A 17,310-nucleotide genomic window follows, 5' to 3' on the forward strand; every position below is an offset into this window, starting at 1 on the left:
GCTGCCGGCCAATGAAGGTCGGTAAGGCGTCTCGGCGCTCCATCGTGCACAATCTGCCGGGTGCGGATGGTCCCTGAGGTGATTTCCCCGTCAGTGAAGAGTGCCGCCGAGGCCCGGATACACAGACGTCTCAAACTCGTGGGCGGGGATTGGAGCTTTGCACTGCACAGCCTCAATCTGCCCGAACACGGCTGGAAGCGCGTCAGTGAGATCGACTTCGTGGTGGCGGGACGACGCGGTGTGTACGTCCTGGAGGTCAAGGGCGGACGTGTCAGCTGCACGAACGGCATCTGGACCCACACCGACCGCGCCGGCACACAGCGGCGGCGCCGGGAGAGTCCCTTCGCCCAGGCATCCAGCGCCATGTTCACCCTGCAGCGGCGCATCGAGGATCGTCTCGGTCGTGAAGCGATGCGCCGGGTCACCATCGGCTACGCCGTCGTGTTCCCCGACTGTCAACTACCCGACCAGACCCCGGTCGAATGGGACGACGAGAACCTGATCGACCGCCGTCTGCTCGACCGGACCGACGGTCTGCACCGCGGCCTCAACCGGATGGCGGACTACTGGCGGGCGAAGCCCGGGGGACGTCAGGCCACGCTCGAGGAACCCCTCCTGCGGGAGATCCTGCAGGCCCTGCGCCCCGACTTCGACGCGGTACCCACCCTGCGCCAGATCGTCACGGACGCGGAGGCCGACCTCGTCGCACTCACCGCAGGCCAGTACCGCACCCTCGACAGTGTCGAACACAACCCGCGGCTGCTCGTGGAGGGCGGCGCGGGCACAGGGAAGACGATGCTCGCCGCAGAACTGTGCCGCCGCTCCGCGGCGGACGGCAAGCGGACGTTGTTCACCTGCCGCAGCCAGGTCGTCGCCGGATTCGTGCGGCACCAGCCCGGCATGCAGGACGTCCATGTCGTTCCGTTCGCCAACCTGCCGCCCGGCACCGACGGCGCCTTCGATGTCGTCGTGGTCGACGAGGCCCAGGACATCGTCAACTTCACCGACCTGTCGTACCTGGACAGTCGGATCGCCGGTGGGCTCACCGACGGCAGCTGGTACCTGCTGCTCGACAGCAACAACCAGCGGGGACTGGTCGGCTCCTGCGACGACGAGGCACTGGACTACCTGCGGTCGCTCCGGCCCGCCGAACTGCGGCTGCGCGACAACTGTCGCAACACCCGCCAGATCGTCACCTCGACCCAGCGGATGACCGGTGCGGACACCGGTGTCTCCGCCGCCGGCGAAGGACCCGAGGTGATGGTGGTCCACGAACCCGACCGCGCCAGGCGGGCCGCCGCAGCCGCGACCGAGCTGGACCGGCTGCACGAGAACGGAATACCCGCCTCGGAGATCATCCTGCTGTCCCCGCTGCCCCTGCAGGAATCCCTGTTCGCGGACCTCCCCGCCCGGTGGCGGCACCGTGTCGACGTGCTGGACCTGCACACACTCCGACGGCCCACGCGGGGACGGATCGCGTTCGCCAGGGTCGAGGACTTCAAAGGGCTCGAAAACCGGTTCGTGCTGCTGGCCGACGTCGGCCCCGTGGACCCCAGACACAACCGCAGTCTCTACGTCGGCATGACACGCGCGAGGGTGGGGCTCTGGCTGGCCACCGCGCAACGGACACCACAGCGGGAGGACCACCGGTGACCACCACGACCGAACCGACCGGCGCCGAGGAACGGACGCTCGTCCTGAACTATCTCCGTCGCCAGCTGACGGGCCCCTGGAACGGCGAAGACGAAATTCTCACGGAGCGACCCGACCGCCGGTACCTCGCCGGCATCCTGTTCCCCCGCGAGGCGTCCGTCGACGCGGGCGACAGCGACGACATCGCCGACGACGCCCCGGTGCCCGGAACCGCCGACGCGACGGATACCGATGAGGACCCTGTGGCGCTGGCAGGACAGATGCTGCCGAGCTCGGTCGGCCTGAGCTTCGTCACTAGCACCCGCTGCACCCTGCGCATCGAGGTCACCGCCGCCAGATACCTGAAGGAGGACCGGCAGAAGTGGCGGCGTCAACCGTTGGCGGCCACCGGCAGCAACGCCGTGTACGTCGAACCCCCGCCGACCGGGCGGCAGAGCAGCAAGCTCCTGTTCGACAGCGACGCCCGCGTCACCGTCGTCTGGCGTGACTTCGGTGAAGGGGCGCTCGTCACCGTGTCCCTCGTCAACAGACGCACCCTTTCGGAACACGGCAGGCTGGACCCCGCCGACTGCCTGCTCCAGGTGAGCCTCCGGTGCAGTCCGGTCGACGCCGCGATCGTCCCCTACCCGTCCACGCTGCGCCTGCACGTCGACCCCGAGGAGGAGGAGCTGGCGCTGCTCTACCGGAAGATCCCCGTCTTCGCCCTCGGGCACGGCGCCGCAGCGACCTGGGAGGCGCAGGGCCACCACGCCACGTCGGTGCAGACCACGTTCGTGCCCAGCCACGTCGTCCCCGACGTCACGTTCGACCTCACCGGCGACCAGCAGGCACTGAGCCTGCACTACCTCACCGGGCTGGAACAGCACCCGGCCGAGGTCACCGCGAGGCTGCTCAGCTTCGTCGACAACTACGACGACTGGGCGCGCCGGATCCACACCCGCCGCGACGACGTCGCACCACCTCTCGCTGCCGCCGCGGACCGGCTCCTGCAGCGTGTCGACCGGGCCCGGGCAAGGATGCGCGAAGGTGTGCTGCTGCTGGAGCGGGACCCCACCGCGCGGCGGGCCTTCGTCCTGGCGAACAGGGCGATGCTGATGCAGATGGTCCGCAGCGGCCCCCCGTTCGCTGCCATTACACGGGACTGGAACGAGCCGGTCCCGGCTGCCCCGGGTTACGACGACCCGGGCCGCCGCTGGCGGCCCTTCCAGCTGGCGTTCTTGCTCCTGTCCCTGCCCTCGGTCGTGGACCCCGCGCACGAGGACCGGGATCTCGTCGACCTGATCTGGTTCCCCACCGGTGGCGGAAAGACCGAGGCCTACCTCGGTCTGGTGGCCTTCACCGTCTTCCACCGCCGCCTCACGCTCGGCGACGCAGGCGCAGGCACCACCGTCATCACCCGCTACACCCTGCGACTGCTGACCGCGCAGCAGTTCCAGCGGGCGGCCACCCTGATCTGCGCCAGCGAACTGATCCGTCGGGAACGCCCGGACGAACTCGGCACCCGGCCGGTCTCGATCGGAATCTGGGTCGGTGGCAACAACAGCCCCAACAGGTTCGCCGACGCCGTCGAGCTGCTGGAGACCATCAGGAACCGGGAGCCCACGACCAAGAGCTTCCAGGTCGAACGCTGTCCCTGGTGCGGTACCCGGATCCTCCCCTCAGACGACGCCCCGGAACAGGGCTGGGGAGTACAGGCGGACAACAACAGCTTCCGCATGAACTGTCCCAACGCCTCCTGCGACTTCCACACCACGCTGCCGGTCTCGTCGGTCGACGACGCGCTCTACGCCGACCCGCCGACCCTGTTGGTCGCCACCGTCGACAAATTCGCCCGGTTCACCCGCGAACCGCGGGCCGGGGTGTTCATCGGTGCCGGGCCGGACCCCGGCCCCGCGCTGATCATCCAGGACGAGTTCCACCTCATCTCCGGGCCGCTGGGCACCGTCGTCGGCCTCTACGAGGCTGCCTTCGACGTGGCCATGAACCGCCACGGCACCCGCCCGAAGATCGTCGCCTCCACGGCCACCATCCGTCGCGCCGACGCCCAGTCACGCGGCGTCTTCGGACGTCCCATCGCCCTCTTCCCACCCTCCGGCCTCGACGCCGACGACTCCTACTTCGTCCGGTCGGACCACAGCCGACCCGGCCGGCTCTACGCCGGCGTCATGCCGCAGGGCCACACCCCCCTGACGGCGATGGTGCACCTGTCCGCGGCCATGCTCAACGCCCCTGTCGAGCTACCCCTCGGTCCGCAGGCCGCCGACGCCTACTGGACCCTCGTCGCCTACCACAACAGCCTGCGGGAACTCGGCAAGACCGTCACCCTGGCCCACGACGACATCCCCGCCCGTCTCGGGGTCATCGCACCCGCCGAGGACGACCGGCGCCACCTCGACGACGGTGAGATCATGGAGCTCACCAGCAACATCCCCCCGGCCGACATCCCCCGCCACCTGCAACGGCTGTTCCTGCAACGGGGCCAGACCGGAGCGGTGTCGTTCGTGCCCAGCACGAACATGATCTCCGTCGGCGTCGACGTGCCCCGACTCGGCCTCATGCTGGTCGTCGGCCAGCCCAAGACCACCGCCGAGTACATCCAGGCCTCGAGCCGGGTCGGGCGACGCCAACCCGGCCTGGTGGTCACCCTCTACTCCCCGTCCAAGCCCCGGGACCGCTCGCACTACGAGTCGTTCATCCCCTACCACACCTCCCTCTACCGGGCCGTCGAACCGACCTCCGTCACCCCGTTCTCGGTGCCGGCCCGCACCCGGGCCCTGCACGCCGGAATGGTGATCCTCGCCCGTCACGCGCACAGCTGGCGCGACGACCGGGACGCCGCCGCGTTCGACCCGGACGACCCCGCCTGGCGGACCCTCGTCCAGGAGTTCATCGCACGCGCCCGGGCCGCCGATCCACGCGAGGCCGAGGACGTCGCCCGGCACGTCGAACGGCTCGAGGAACACTGGGCCGGACTCGTCGACCGTGCCCACCCACTCGGCGGGCTGACCTACACCGGCGGCGGACGCGAACGCATCCAGCTGCTGAGGAAGTTCGATGTGCCGGGAAGGGGCTGGCCGACCCTCGATTCCATGCGCAACGTCGACACGGAGGCCCGGGTGTCCGTGAGGGGAGAGGACAAGTGACCGACCGTCGGCTGCGACGCATGCAGGCCCTGTCACCCTTCGGCGTGGGAGCGATCGTCGACATGCTCGGCGAGTCCTTCGTCGCCGAGGACGTGACCCGCTGGAAGGGCCGGCGCATGACGTTGAACGCCCCGCGCGTCGCCGCGCACTTCGGGGTGGACGAACTGCGCCTGCCGCCGGCCCACAACGAGGGCCGACTGCCCTACTACCGGTTCCCGCAGTGGTTGTTCTGCGGTGCATGCCGCACCATGACCCACTGGAGCGTCCGCCGGGAACGGGCCGGCAAGGCCCCCCACTGCACCCACTGCAGGCGTGGCCCCCAGCTGGTTCCCATGCGATTCGTAGCCGTGTGCGGCAACGGCCACCTCGACGACGTGCCCTGGACCCAGTGGGCACACTCCGGCGGCGGACAGGGACGGGAGCAACGCCAGTGCGGGCGACCCGAGCTGCAGTTCGAGCACCTCACCACGGTGGGCGGCGGACTGGAGTCCCTTCGGGTCCGTTGCCGGACCTGCCGGGCCGGCAGGAACCTGTCCGACCTCACCTCACCACGCGCTCTTACCCGCATCGGCATCCGGTGTCGCGGCCGGCAGCCGTGGCAACGGGACTCCGAGGCGGTCACCTGCGACCAGACGCCCGTTGTCCTGCAGCGGGGCGCCTCCAGCGTCTACTTCCCGGACACCGGTTCCGCGATCGACCTGCCGCCCGACTCCGACTGGGTCACCTGGGGCGGCACGGCGGCGCGTGTCGAACAGAACCCCTACTTCGTGCTGCTGCACAAGGACCCCGAAGGCCCGATGCGGGACAACCTGATCAGCTTCGTCGCGGAGCAGGAGAACGTCACCGAGAAGCAGGTGGTCGCCATCCTGAACGACCGCCTCGGCGCCACCGTCACCGACGCCGACTCGGAGACCTCCGAGGACCTCGCGGAACGCGAATGGAAGGCGCTGACCAACCCGCGCGACGAACACCACCCCGACGACCGCTTCATCACCCGGCCCACGCCCTTCCCGGCTCCCGCGGGACACGGCGCACTCGAACCCGTCGTCGACCACTTGAGGCAGCTGATCTCCGACATCATCCTGGTCGACCGGCTCCGGGAGGTCCGGGCCCTTCGGGGCTTCCGACGCCACACCATGGACACCCGGATCCCGGCCGACCTCGGGGCCCGCAGCAGCTCACTGCCTGCCGTCGAGGTCTACGGCGAGGGCATCTTCCTCGTCCTCGACGAGGACAACCTCCGCCGCTGGGAGCTCCAGACGCCGGTCGTGAGAAACGCGAACACGCTGCACAAGCGTTTCACCGGCAGCATGCACGCCAGGTGGATCGAGGCCACTCCCACTCCAAGGCTCATCCTGCTGCACACCCTGGCCCACCTCCTGATGCGCCAACTGGCCTTCGACGCCGGCTACCCCTCCTCCTCGCTGCGCGAGAGGATCTACGCCAGCACACCGGGCGCCGACACACCGATGGCCGGAATACTGATCTACACCGCCGCAGGCGACGTCGAAGGTACCCTCGGCGGCCTCGCCCGTGCCGGTGAAGCGGAGCGGCTGGTCACAACGGTCGCCGCCACTCTCGCCGCCGCCCGCTGGTGCTCCCTGGACCCCGTGTGCCGCGAATCGACCGCCCAGGGCCCCGCCGGACTGTCAATGGCAGCCTGCCACGCCTGCGCACTGGTCCCCGAAACCAGCTGCACGATGGGCAACGTGCTGCTGGACCGTACCCTCGTCATCGACGACGAGTACGGCTTCATGCGGGACCCGCTGGCCGAGCTCATCGCCGCCCAGGCAGGTATGGCATGACACTCCAGCTACCCCCGGTGACCCAGCTCGACCCCGCCCAGCGCGACGTTCTCGCCCTCCCCTTCGAGCAGTCGCATCTCGTCACCGGCGGCCCGGGAACAGGCAAGACCGTCACCGCGATCTACCGGGCGGCCGCCCTGCACAGGTCGGGCAGGCCGACCGTGATGCTCATGTACAGCAAGGTGCTCTCGGCCTACACGCGGACCGCGGTGGCGCAGATCGGTACGGCGGACATAGCAACGACCTACCACAAGTGGATGTTCGCCTTCTGGCAGGAACACTACCGGCGCAGCCCTCCGATGCTCGAACGCTACGAGATCGACTGGATGGCCTGCCTCACCAAGATCATGACCGAGCCGCCGGCCATCGAACAACGACCGTACTTCGTCGTCGACGAGGGCCAGGACATGCCGGCCGCGTTCTACCTCGCACTGGGCGCCCTCGCGTCGTCCGTGAGCGTCTTCGCCGACGAGAACCAGCGCATCGGTGCTCGGCAGAGCACCATCCGGGAGATCGCCGCGGCGGCGAAGACCGGTGACCCCGTCGTGCTTCCCCGCAGTGTGCGCAACAGTCGTCAGATCCGCGCCCTCGCCGACCGCTTCCAGCCCGGCAACGACACCGCGGACACACTGCCGGACGGCCCCACACCCCGCCTGCTCAGGGTCGACCACACGTCCGAAGCGGTCGACCACCTGCTCCTGCACGAGAAGCAGCACCCCTGCAACATCACCGGGGTCATCCTGCACCGCGCCAGGGACGTCTTCAGCTACCATCACCAACTGCGTGGCCGCACCGTCAACCCCGTACAGGGCTACGTCAGCAACACCCGCGTCGAGGGTCTCTCGGATCCCGCCTTCAGCGGCCCGGGGATCAAGCTCATCACCTGGCAGAGCGTGAAAGGCCTGGAGTTCGACGCGGTCTTCGCACCCGAACTCCAGCACGTCCCCGGCGACATCACCAGTGACCATGTACGGATGGGCATGTACGTACTGATCACCCGCGCACGGCGCGACCTGACCCTCGTGTACCGGGGAACAGGCGAACCGGCACTGGTCGAAGCGCTACCGAAGGAACTGCTCGACCTCTCGCACTACACGCCCTGAGCTCCGCAGGCCCCGGCTGCGTGCCGACGACCGGACGCGGTGGGGCGACACCCCACCGCCGACAACCGGAAGGCCGGGGTACACGACGCCCCCTGCCCGACCCCTCCGGAGGGAACCTGCCGGCCGAATGAACAATGACCTGCCAATGCTGAAAGAAGGGGCGTGCATGACCGTTGACCCGCCGACCGGCTGGCTGATGCTGGCCACGGGAGCAGACCGGCAGCACGGCGGCAACGACGGGTACGACGACGACCCGGACCTGCACTACAGTTGGGACGACACCGTCCCGAACGCCCGTACCGTCGCCGTCGGCGACCGGATCGTCCTGTGGGACAAGAAAGCCGTTATCGGCGCCTCACTGATCGAGGCCATCGAGACCGGCTCTGCCGAGAAGATCCTCTACCGCTGCCCGCGGTGCAACGGGGCGAACATCAAGCGACGCAAGCGACGGTCACCACAGTTCCGCTGTTTCCCGTGCTCGGACACGTTCGAGACCGCCTCAACCCGGGTCGCGCGCGTGGCAACCTTCCGCACCCGCCACGACGCCAACTGGATCGACCTCGGAGGCTGCCTCGACGGCCCGACCCTGCGCGACCTCTGCGTCTCCCCACGCTCCCAACTCAGCATGCGGGCCCTGCGCTGGGATGCATTCCTCGAGGCACTGGGAAACGTCGGCAGATCACGGGCCGTCGCAGCCCTTAACTCGTCGAGCACCCGGCCCCGACTGGGCAGGGACGGCCACCGGCAGGTTCGGGTCCGCGTCCGAGTGGGCCAACGCGAGTTCAGACGACGTCTGCTCGCGACCATGGGCCCCGTCTGCGCCTTCACCGGACCCGGTCCCGCCGCTGCGCTGGAGGCCGCGCACCTCTACAGCTACGCCGCAGTCGGCCGGCACCACGACGACGGTGGACTGCTCATGAGGCGCGATCTTCACCGCCTCTTCGACCAGGGAGACATCGCCGTTGATCCGAACACGCTGACGATCAACCTGTGTAAGGACCTGCTCGCGTACGAGGGCTACGCGACCCTGCACGGTCAGCGGCTCGCGATAGCGCCCGACCCCGGTCACATCGCCTGGATGGAGAAGCACTGGAACCAGCACCGCGTCGAGGCCGACTAAAGTTCCACCCATGCCAGGGCGCCGCACCTACACCTGCTGCCGCCGGCCTTTTAGAGGCCAGGGCATTTTCACCACCGGAACGCCACCGCTTCGCCGCCCGTACACCGCAGTCTTCGACACCGGCAGCCGGGCCGCGAACTCCGACACCGGCGCCGCGCGGCGGCCCACCCCGCCGCCTGCCACCGCACCGCCTCACGCTCGGCCCGCCCCGCGCGGACAACCCACCTCGGAATACCTCATCACCCTGCAACGACCATCGGCAAGATCACGCCGACATGGCGAACCACAGTGTTCGATTTCAGCCCGACTGCCGGTGGCCACAGGATCGCGGATCGCTGGGCTAACCGGATCGCGGTACGGGTCCGGGCGACTTCGGCGACCGCTAGGAGTCCGACGGCCGCCGCCTGTGAAGTCGTCAGAAAGTCGGCGAGGAACCGCGGGTTGGTCGCAGGCCCGCTGCTGTTCTGCACCATCAGGCCACCTGGTGCGGCAGACCTCCACCTGTTCAGCGGTCGTGACTGATCGGGTCAGCCACCAGTGGCAGAGCTGGCGAGCGATCTCCACACCCTCGTTCGGCCAGCAGTGGCACCAACTCGGTGGTCGCGGACACGCCACTGCCAAGGGAGAGTCCGTCGGCGGCAGCCCACTCACGAGCGGTAGAGCGTGATTGATCTCCAGGACTCCTGACCACGACACGTCGGGTCGCCCAACCGGCCTATGGGTGCCATCCGAAAGCGGGGTGTGAACCAACCGCGTCCACCGCGGACAGCGAGCCGGTATCTGCGCTGACGCCTTGACCAGGTCGTCGGACCGGGAACGCGCCGGTGGTCACCGCGCTCCTCCAAGGGTGAGTGTGCCAGCTCCGATCCGATTTGGTCGGTGCCTTGAGAAGCCAGACCATCACACGAGGTGAACGGCCATGTCCGAGACTGACCCGACCACCCCTGCTCGCCGTCACCTCATCACGATCGGCGCCGCTCGCTACCGCAACCTTCCGGACGCCGCCTACCTGCCGCAGGTGGATGCGGACACCGCGACGGTGGCAGCACTAATCGAGCGCTTCGGATACCGCCGCGCGCTGGCCGGCCTCGGCGAGTACGCGACCGCCGAGCACCTCCGCCGGACGATGTCCCACTGGAGCCAGGACGCCGAGATCGGGAGCGACGACATCGTCGCCGTCTACTACGCCGGCCACGGTCTCGTCGACGACCGCCACTACCTCCTCTGCTGAGACAGCACGGAGACGGACCTCGCGGCCAGCGCGCTGCCCACCGAGGACCTGGTCCGGATCCTCACCCGGACCGGCCTGCGCAACCTGCTGCTCATCCTGGACACCTGCTACGGCGGCGCGGGCAGCGCCGAGGCGGCACGGGTGGCGCTGCAGACCATGTCCCGCCGGCTGACCGGCGACGCCGCCATCACCAGCATGTGGTTCCTCTCCTCGGCCAGGAGCCGCGACGAGGCCGGAGACGGGACGATGGTGGCCGCGCTCCCCGCGGCGGTTGTCGGCGTACGAGTGTGTGTCCCCAGGTAGGTACGGCTGAACGTGGCCAGGTTCAGGCGACGTTGGCTTGGCCGTCGATGGCGGTGAGGCGGTTCTTGAGCCGGTAGCTGGGTCCGTTAATGGCGACGACGTCGCGGTGGTGCAGGAGTCGGTCGAGGATGGCACGGACCGGCCAGCGCCAGGAGTTCCTGGACCTGCACGACCTGGTCGCGTAGCTCAACGCCACCTTCCGGCAGGGCAGCAGCCCCCAGCGGGCCGAACTCACCTCCGGCCTGAGTACCGGCGTGGCCCCGATCCTGCCCAATCTGGGCTCGGGTTGACCCTGCTCAACGCGCTCGTCGTCACGCCTCGTACTTTCGGGGTGACCTCATTGATCTATTCATGTTTACTGAGGTTCATGCGTTCGGGGAAGGCGCGTCTGGCGGTCGATTGTGGTACTGCCACGACCAGCGCCGTGGTGGCGTGGTCTGACGGCTCTTGGTCGCCGGTGCTGTTCGATGGTGAGGTTTCCCTGCCCAGCGCGGTTCTGGTCGGCGATGGTGGTGAGGTGCTGACCGGTCATGCGGCGTGGCAGGGTGCTGTCGCGCGGCCGGGTGGTCTGGTTCCGGCGCCGCGGAGGTCGGCTGAGCAGCGGGTGTCGGTTGCCGGTGTCGAGGTTGAGGCGACGGATCTGGTGGCGGCGACGGTGCGGCGGGTCGTGGTGGAGGCGCAGCGGCAGGTGGGTGTGCCGGTCGAGGATGTGCGGTTGGTGGTGCCGGCGGGGTGGGGGCCGCGGCGGCGGACGTGGTGGCGGCATGTCGCGCACAGGGCTGGTCTGCCGCAGTCGCGGCTGGTGGAGGCTCCGGTCGCGGTGGCGGAGCATCTGCTGGCTGGTGGTGTGAGGCTGCCGGTGGGCAGTGTGCTGGTGGTGTGTGATCTGGGCGGCGGCGCGGAGGTCAGCGTGCTGGGTCGCGGGGAGGCCGGGTTCGAGGTCCTGGCCACCTTGGCTGATCCGCTGGCCGGCGGCATGGCGGTTGATGAGGCGTTGACCGCCGCGGTGGCCGGTGACGGCACCCTGACGGGTCCCGAAGATGTTGACGGTGGGCGGTGGGCGCTGGCGGCCAGCGTCGAGACGGCCAAGCGGGCGTTGAGTTCGCATGCGGCGGTGAGCGTGGCGGTGCCGTCGGGGCCGGCGGTGGTGCTCAACGCGCAGGTGTTGGAGCAGGCGGCCCGGCCGGTGCTACAACGTGCGGCCCGGCTGACGGTGGAGGCGATCGCCGCGGCCGAGGTTGATGCCGGTTCCCTCGCGGGCGTCTACTGCGTCGGAGGGGCCGCCCGGATGCCGCTGGTCGCCGCGGTGTTCGCCGAGGAGGCCGGGATCGACGTCGTGGTGGTTGATGATCCGTTGTTGGCGGCGGTGCGGGGGGCTGCGGAGGCGGGCACCGGTGCGCCAACAGGGGAGCCGGTGGTGGCGGAGGTGGCGGTGCCGCCGTTGCGGCGGGCGGTGGCGATGGCGGTGCCGGGTTTCGCGTCGCTGCTGTTGGTGTCGCACATGCTGCTGACCCCGACCTGGCACGGCGGGATCTTGCGGCCGGTGGCGGCGCTGAACTGGGGTGAGTTGGCGATGGCGTCGGTGTTCGCGCTGGTCGCCTGCCTGGGGGCGGGCACGGTCCTCGGGTCGGCGCTGGCCGCCCGTGACGGGAATAGCGTGTCGCTGTCGCCGGGCGTGCAGGTCGCCACGGGGATTCTCACCGCGGCGTGGCTGGGGGTCGCTGTCGCGGGCATGTACGCGGTGGTGGGGAGTCAGTACATCGGCACCGAGTTGGGGCCGTTCCTGCGGTGGTCTCTGCTGCCGGTGGCGCCGATCCTGCTGGTTGCTGGCGGGCTGGCGTTGATCGCTGTGCTGCGGTGGCGCACGCCGCGGGGCGGGTGGTCGGATTTCCTGGCGTTCCCCACGTCGTCGGTGGTGACGGCCACCGCGGGCATGCTGTTGATCCAGTGGTCGCTGACGGCGGACCGGTGGCCGGACATGCTGGTGTGGATCGACCTCGGTGGTCGTGTCGGTGGTCTGCTCCTCGGGATCGGGGTCATCACGGCGCTGGTGTCGCGGCTGGCGTTGCGGCTGGTCCTGGGCGCGCCGCTGGCGATCATCTGCGCCGCGCTGGTCAGCTCCCGGACCGCGGGGATCCTCGCGGTCATCTACGCGATCGCGGTGACGGTGTGGTGGCTGAAGCAGCTGTGGACCCGCATCATCCACCCCCGCCCGCTGTCCGCGCCCACGCCATGAAGGCCTCACACCCGGGCACACCTGTGCGGGGTGCGGGGTCGAGGGGTGGGTGAGGATGCGCTGGCCCCGACAGGCCGCCTCGCTACTGGCGGTCGCCGCCCTGCTGGCCGGGCCACCAGTACTGCTGACTGAGTGGGTGGGGTGGCCGTGGGACCGGTGGCCCGACAGCGAGCAGGCACGACTGTGGCTGCGCGAGCCGTTGACCGAGCAGAACCTCACCGGGCTGCTGGTCGTGCTCGCGTGGCTGCTGTGGGCGTTCGTCGCCTACACCGCCGCCGTCCGGGTGGCGGTGCGGGTGTGGGCGGGTGTGCGGTGGCTGCGCCGTCTGCCTCTGCCCACCCCCTGGCAGGCCACCGCGACCGGGATGGCCGGCGCCGCGGCGTTCACCGCCGGCGCCCACACCTCCACGCCCGCGGTCGAGGCCCCCGTCGACCCGGTGGTCCCCGCCACCGACACCCAGGACACCTTCCGAGAGCAGGACCGTGACGGGGTGGCGGTGACCGGCGGGTGGCTGCCGTACGACGTCGCCGAGCAGGTCACCGCCGCCGCGTCGCTGTGGTGGCTACGCCGCCGCCGCGCCTACCAGCCGACACCAGCGCAGGCGACGACGGCGAACGCGGACCTGGCGCCGCTGCCACCGACAGTGGCCGCCGTCCAAGCCGCCACCCGCACCGCCCCCGCCCCGGGCCCGGACCCGGACCCGGCGACCGTCCCTGCTGTGACCGGTCCGCTCTCCGCGCAGCTGCCGCGTGGGGGTGTCGGTCTGACCGGACCGGGCGCGTACGCCGCCGCCCGCGGGATACTGGTCACCACCCTCCTCGCCGGCCTCCGCCACCCTGAACGGGCCAGAGGTGTCGTGATCACCCGGACCGCAGTCGAAACACTGTTCGGCCCGGCCGCCGACGGGCTCCGGCCCGGACCCGGCCTGCGGATCACCTCCACGACCGACGACGCCGCAGCGCTCCTACCCCCACCCCACAGCCACAGGCCGTACACCAGCACCTCCCCCGACGAGATGCCCGTTCCTTACGGTGCCGCTGGGTCCGTCGTGATCATGGAAGGCCCACCACAGGGTCGTCTCGCCGCCTCACTCGCCGACTGCCAGGCCACCGCGATCGTCCTCGCCCTCTGGCCCGGCGTGCCCACCTGGCACGTCGAGGCCACCGGCCACGCCCGCGACCTACGGCATCCTGCCGACACGGAGCTTCGGCTGTGTGTGCTCGACCCGGTGGCGGCCACCGACCTGCTCGCCGTCGCCGGCCACACTGACCACACCCACCGCACTGCTGTCAGCGACGCCCCGCAGCAGAGACAGCGGGCGCTGGTTCCCCGCCAGGCGAGCCGGCACCCGCCGCCCGCCGCCGACCCCGGATGGCGGTTGAGGGTGCTCGGTGAACCGGCACTCTTCGTCAACGGCACACCCGTGGCCGTGCGCCGCAGCGCCGCCCTGCAGGCCCTGGCGTTCCTCGCCGTCCACAACGACGGCGCCACCAGCCGGCAACTCACCGAAGCGCTCTGGCCCGGACTGCCCGCACACCGGGTGACGAGCCGCCTCTACACCACCCTCAGCCACCTCCGCGCCACCGCCCGCACCACGGCCGGTGCCATGCTCGTCGAGCATGTCGGCGACCGCTACCGGCTCCACCCCGACCACGTCGACGTCGACCTGTGGCACCTGCACACCGCCATCGACCACGCCACGACGACACTCACCACCGACAGCCGGCCCTGGCAGGCCATCATCGACGCCTACCCCGCCGACCTCGCCAGCGGACAGATGTGGCCGTGGATCGAACCACACCGCGAAGCACTCCGACGCCACGTCCTCGACGCCTACGCCGCTCTCGCCGCCGCCGAACCCGACCCGCGACAGGCGCTGGCCCGGCTCCAGGACGGCATCCGCGTCGACCCCTACAACGAACAACTGCACCGGCGCGCCGTCGACATCCTCACCGACCTCGGCGACCACGAGGCAGCGACCAACCTGTCCGACCGTTACGCGCGACGCCTCACCGACGCCGGCCTCCACCCCGACCACACTTTCCGCGTTGCTGGACATCCCACAACAACCTGAACCCGGAATCGGATTCGCCTCCGGCCGAGGTGCGGTGCGGAAGGCCGTGGTGGAGTTCGGCGACGACCCGGGCACCCTGCCGTGGCTGCGGGAACGGGCCACAACGGAAGGTCACGAGCTGGTGCGGCGGGCGGCGGCGTGGGTGATCAGTGACATGGCTGGCTGGCGCTCGGTCCTACTCTCGCGGCTTGTGGAGTAGCTGCCGGGCATAGTCGTCGTCGGGCGCGATGTCTGCTACCGCCTGCCTGGCCGCACCGTCCTCACCTCGGGTTCGTAGGAGCTGGACCAGGAAGTACAGGGCCGTCATGTCTCCGGTGGCCGCCCGGGCCCGGAGGCCGTCGGCGTGGCCGTCCTCGTGCAACTGCCGGTCCAGGCGTCGGCGGGCATGAGTGTCGGTGACCGCGAGGGCGGCGAGTTCGTCGAGCCGCCCCGCACGCGCCAAGGCGTCCATCCTCCCGAGGTGCGCGTGATGAGCAGTCGCGCCGAGATCCTCCTCGACCGGTGCGTGGATGCCCGAGCAAAGTTGGACGGATACCGAGGCGAACAGGTCGACCGCAGCTGCGTACTGGCCCTGCTCCATGGCCCGCTCGGCCGCGGCGAGTGTCGAGAACGGCGGTTCCAGCTGTAGGTCCGGGTCGTGCGTTCCGGTCAGGACGCCCGTGGCGGCCTCGTGAGCCGCGAGTTGCTCGCTGTTCCCGACGAACGCCCGGCCGCAGCCGGCGGGAAGGCGTGCGACCACCATCGCGACTGCCTCCCGCGCGGTGGTCGCCGGACCGACGGTCTGCGTTCGGCTCGGGCCCTCCACCGCGTAGGTGCCGCCAGCGGCCGGCCGGATGAAGGGGATGTCCCAGGTCCAGCGATGCTCGGTGCACCGGCTGAAGTGCAGCTCGCCCATCCCTGTCCAGGGAAACAGGCACCGCAGGCGCGGCTCCGCGTACGCCGCCCGCACGAGGTCCGGACGCACGCGGCCGTCATCCCGCACGGCCTGCCAACCGGCCTCGACCACAGCACCAATGGGCTGCTCACCATCCATCCCCGCCATTATGCGTCGCGCCCGACCTACCGCAGCGTCCATGCCATACCCACGTGCTGAGGCAGGGGGACGAACCTCCGGGATCAACCGTTGCAGCCCTTGTCCCTTGACGCTGCCGCTGGCGGGCTCAGCGGCGTGGCCTGCGTTTGTGAGGTCGTGTAAGACGGTGTTAGGTCTTGTCAGCAGCTGAAGGCGCCTCTCGTGCCCGTCAGCCTCCTACGGTCTGCCTCATCGCCAACACCGTCGATGACGCGAGGGGGCAGGGCATGGTGAAACTTTCGGCTTCGGCGACAGCGACGGTCGTCGGGACGGCGTTGCTCGCTGCGGCGCCGCTCGTGCTGGCGTATGCGGCAGGGTGGCTTGCCATCACGGTGCCGTCGCCGGAGCGGTGGGGGGCGTGGTTGCGTCAGCCGCTGACCCGCGGTTTCGTCATCCTCCTGCTGCAGAGCGGCATGTGGTTGATGTGGGTGCTTTTCGCGGGGTCGGTGGTGTTCCGCGCCCAGCGATGGTTCACCGGGCGTGTCCGGTGGCGGCTGGCTCTTCGTCTGCCGGGGCCCCTGCAGGGGATCGCGGCGGCGCTGCTGGGTGCCACCGCCGTCACCACAGTCGCCGTGCCCGCTACCGCGCACTCCGCTACGGACGTAGCTGGGTCACCCGAGACGCCACCGCTGGCCGATCAGGGTAGGCAGGAACCGCACACGCCGGGTGACCCGCCTCAATCTGGTGACCCGGAGCGGCATACGAGCATCCCGCGCACTGGTGTCGACGGCTTCGTCGACGACGGTGACCGCTTTCCGAACAGCGGGGCCTCCGACCGGAGTGTGGAGGGGCGTCAGGTTGTCGCGGACACGGCAGCGAGACAACCGCCTCCTGCCCATCTGGTGTCCGGTCAGGCGGCCCCGCCCCCGTCAAGGAACTCCTTGACCTGCGTGGTCAAGCGTGGGGACAGCCTGTCGGAGATCGCCGAGCGGTGGCTCGGTGACGCCGACCGGTGGCCGGAGATCTTCGCCCTCAACCGCGGCACCCGCTTCCCCGACGTCGGTGGTTCCCTCACCAGCCCGCACCTCATCTACCCCGGATGGATCCTGGACTTACCCGCGGACGCCACCCCACCAGCCGGTAAGCGGTCCCGCCCGGACGGCCCTGGCGTGGTGGAGCCCGCCCCGGCGCCGAGCCAGTCGACGTCCGGACCGGTGGCAGGCGCCACGAGCCCTACCGACCAGCCGGACAACAGCGATGCTGGCGCACCCACAGCGGCAGGTCCGGCGTCACCGGCGGTCCCCGCCCCGCCCGCGCCACGCGACGCGTCGAGTGGTCCCGGCGCCGACACACCTGCCCCGGCCGGTAGCCCGTCAGCGCGAGCTGAGCGTCCCGGCATCACACTGCCGACGGGAAGCTGGACCGACGTCGGTCTCGCTCTCGCGATCGCGGCTGCCGCCGCGCTGGTCTGGGCTCACCGCCGTCGCCGTTACCAGCCCCGGACCCCGGGCGCGCGCGTCCGGGCCGCCGATCGCGGGCTTGAGCCGTTGCCTGCCGTCGTCACCCAGATCCGCCGGGGCCTGCGCCCCACGGACGTCGACGGCCTGGACCTCCTCGAAACAGCGACACC

The 17,310-nt window shown here is 70.2% G+C and carries 12 protein-coding genes; 9 read left to right on the forward strand and 3 right to left on the reverse strand.

Going from position 1 to position 17,310, the window contains the following annotated elements; genetic code table 11:
• Positions 1 to 78 precede the first annotated feature (78 nt).
• From GA0070616_RS28855 to GA0070616_RS15765, 5 genes are all read left to right on the forward strand, one after another.
• Positions 79 to 1,653: a nuclease-related domain-containing DEAD/DEAH box helicase gene (locus GA0070616_RS28855; protein WP_245712785.1), complete on the forward strand. Its 1,575-nt coding sequence runs from the start codon at positions 79 to 81 to the stop codon at positions 1,651 to 1,653.
• Positions 1,650 to 4,796 (forward strand): helicase-related protein, encoded by a 3,147-nt coding sequence (locus GA0070616_RS15750; protein WP_245712786.1) that lies wholly within the window; start codon positions 1,650 to 1,652, stop codon positions 4,794 to 4,796. The genes GA0070616_RS28855 and GA0070616_RS15750 overlap by 4 nt, the downstream gene beginning before the upstream one ends.
• A complete protein-coding gene (drmB, locus tag GA0070616_RS15755) occupies positions 4,793 to 6,601 on the forward strand; it encodes a DUF1998 domain-containing protein (protein ID WP_091082643.1) in 1,809 nt (602 codons plus the stop codon). The genes GA0070616_RS15750 and drmB overlap by 4 nt, the downstream gene beginning before the upstream one ends.
• Positions 6,598 to 7,704, forward strand: a complete 1,107-nt coding sequence (locus GA0070616_RS15760) for an AAA family ATPase (protein WP_091082645.1) — start codon at positions 6,598 to 6,600, stop codon at positions 7,702 to 7,704. Before drmB ends, GA0070616_RS15760 begins: the two co-directional genes overlap by 4 nt.
• 166 nt (positions 7,705 to 7,870) lie before the next feature.
• Entirely contained in the window at positions 7,871 to 8,824 is a 954-nt protein-coding gene (locus tag GA0070616_RS15765; RefSeq protein WP_139128913.1) for an HNH endonuclease signature motif containing protein, read from the forward strand.
• Between the two features lie 239 nt (positions 8,825 to 9,063).
• Here GA0070616_RS15765 and GA0070616_RS27645 read toward each other — a convergent pair whose 3' ends face one another.
• The gene (locus GA0070616_RS27645) at positions 9,064 to 9,297 is read right to left on the reverse strand and encodes a hypothetical protein (RefSeq protein WP_139128914.1); all 234 of its coding nucleotides are present in this window, start codon (positions 9,295 to 9,297) and stop codon (positions 9,064 to 9,066) included.
• Positions 9,298 to 9,743: 446 nt separating this feature from the next.
• On the opposite strand from GA0070616_RS27645, the gene GA0070616_RS15770 reads away from it, so the two are divergent.
• Positions 9,744 to 10,055: a caspase family protein gene (locus GA0070616_RS15770; protein ID WP_091082649.1), complete on the forward strand. Its 312-nt coding sequence runs from the start codon at positions 9,744 to 9,746 to the stop codon at positions 10,053 to 10,055.
• A 141-nt stretch (positions 10,056 to 10,196) separates the two neighbouring features.
• Entirely contained in the window at positions 10,197 to 10,358 is a 162-nt protein-coding gene (locus tag GA0070616_RS28170; protein WP_175440093.1) for a hypothetical protein, read from the forward strand.
• A 22-nt stretch (positions 10,359 to 10,380) separates the two neighbouring features.
• Here GA0070616_RS28170 and GA0070616_RS28860 read toward each other — a convergent pair whose 3' ends face one another.
• Entirely contained in the window at positions 10,381 to 10,593 is a 213-nt protein-coding gene (locus GA0070616_RS28860) for an ATP-binding protein (protein WP_091082651.1), read from the reverse strand.
• 369 nt (positions 10,594 to 10,962) lie between these two features.
• Between GA0070616_RS28860 and GA0070616_RS29170 the strand changes: the two genes are divergently transcribed.
• Positions 10,963 to 12,594, forward strand: a complete 1,632-nt coding sequence (locus tag GA0070616_RS29170; RefSeq protein WP_425412952.1) for an Hsp70 family protein — start codon at positions 10,963 to 10,965, stop codon at positions 12,592 to 12,594.
• A gap of 55 nt (positions 12,595 to 12,649) precedes the next feature.
• Entirely contained in the window at positions 12,650 to 14,668 is a 2,019-nt protein-coding gene (locus tag GA0070616_RS15785) for an AfsR/SARP family transcriptional regulator (RefSeq protein ID WP_091082655.1), read from the forward strand.
• A 175-nt stretch (positions 14,669 to 14,843) separates the two neighbouring features.
• Here GA0070616_RS15785 and GA0070616_RS28475 read toward each other — a convergent pair whose 3' ends face one another.
• On the reverse strand, positions 14,844 to 15,701 hold the full coding sequence (locus GA0070616_RS28475) for a DUF6193 family natural product biosynthesis protein (protein WP_217628205.1): 858 nt from the start codon (positions 15,699 to 15,701) through the stop codon (positions 14,844 to 14,846).
• Positions 15,702 to 17,310: the final 1,609 nt, after the last annotated feature.

Source organism: Micromonospora nigra, from assembly GCF_900091585.1.
GTDB classification, from domain to species: Bacteria; Actinomycetota; Actinomycetes; order Mycobacteriales; family Micromonosporaceae; genus Micromonospora; species Micromonospora nigra.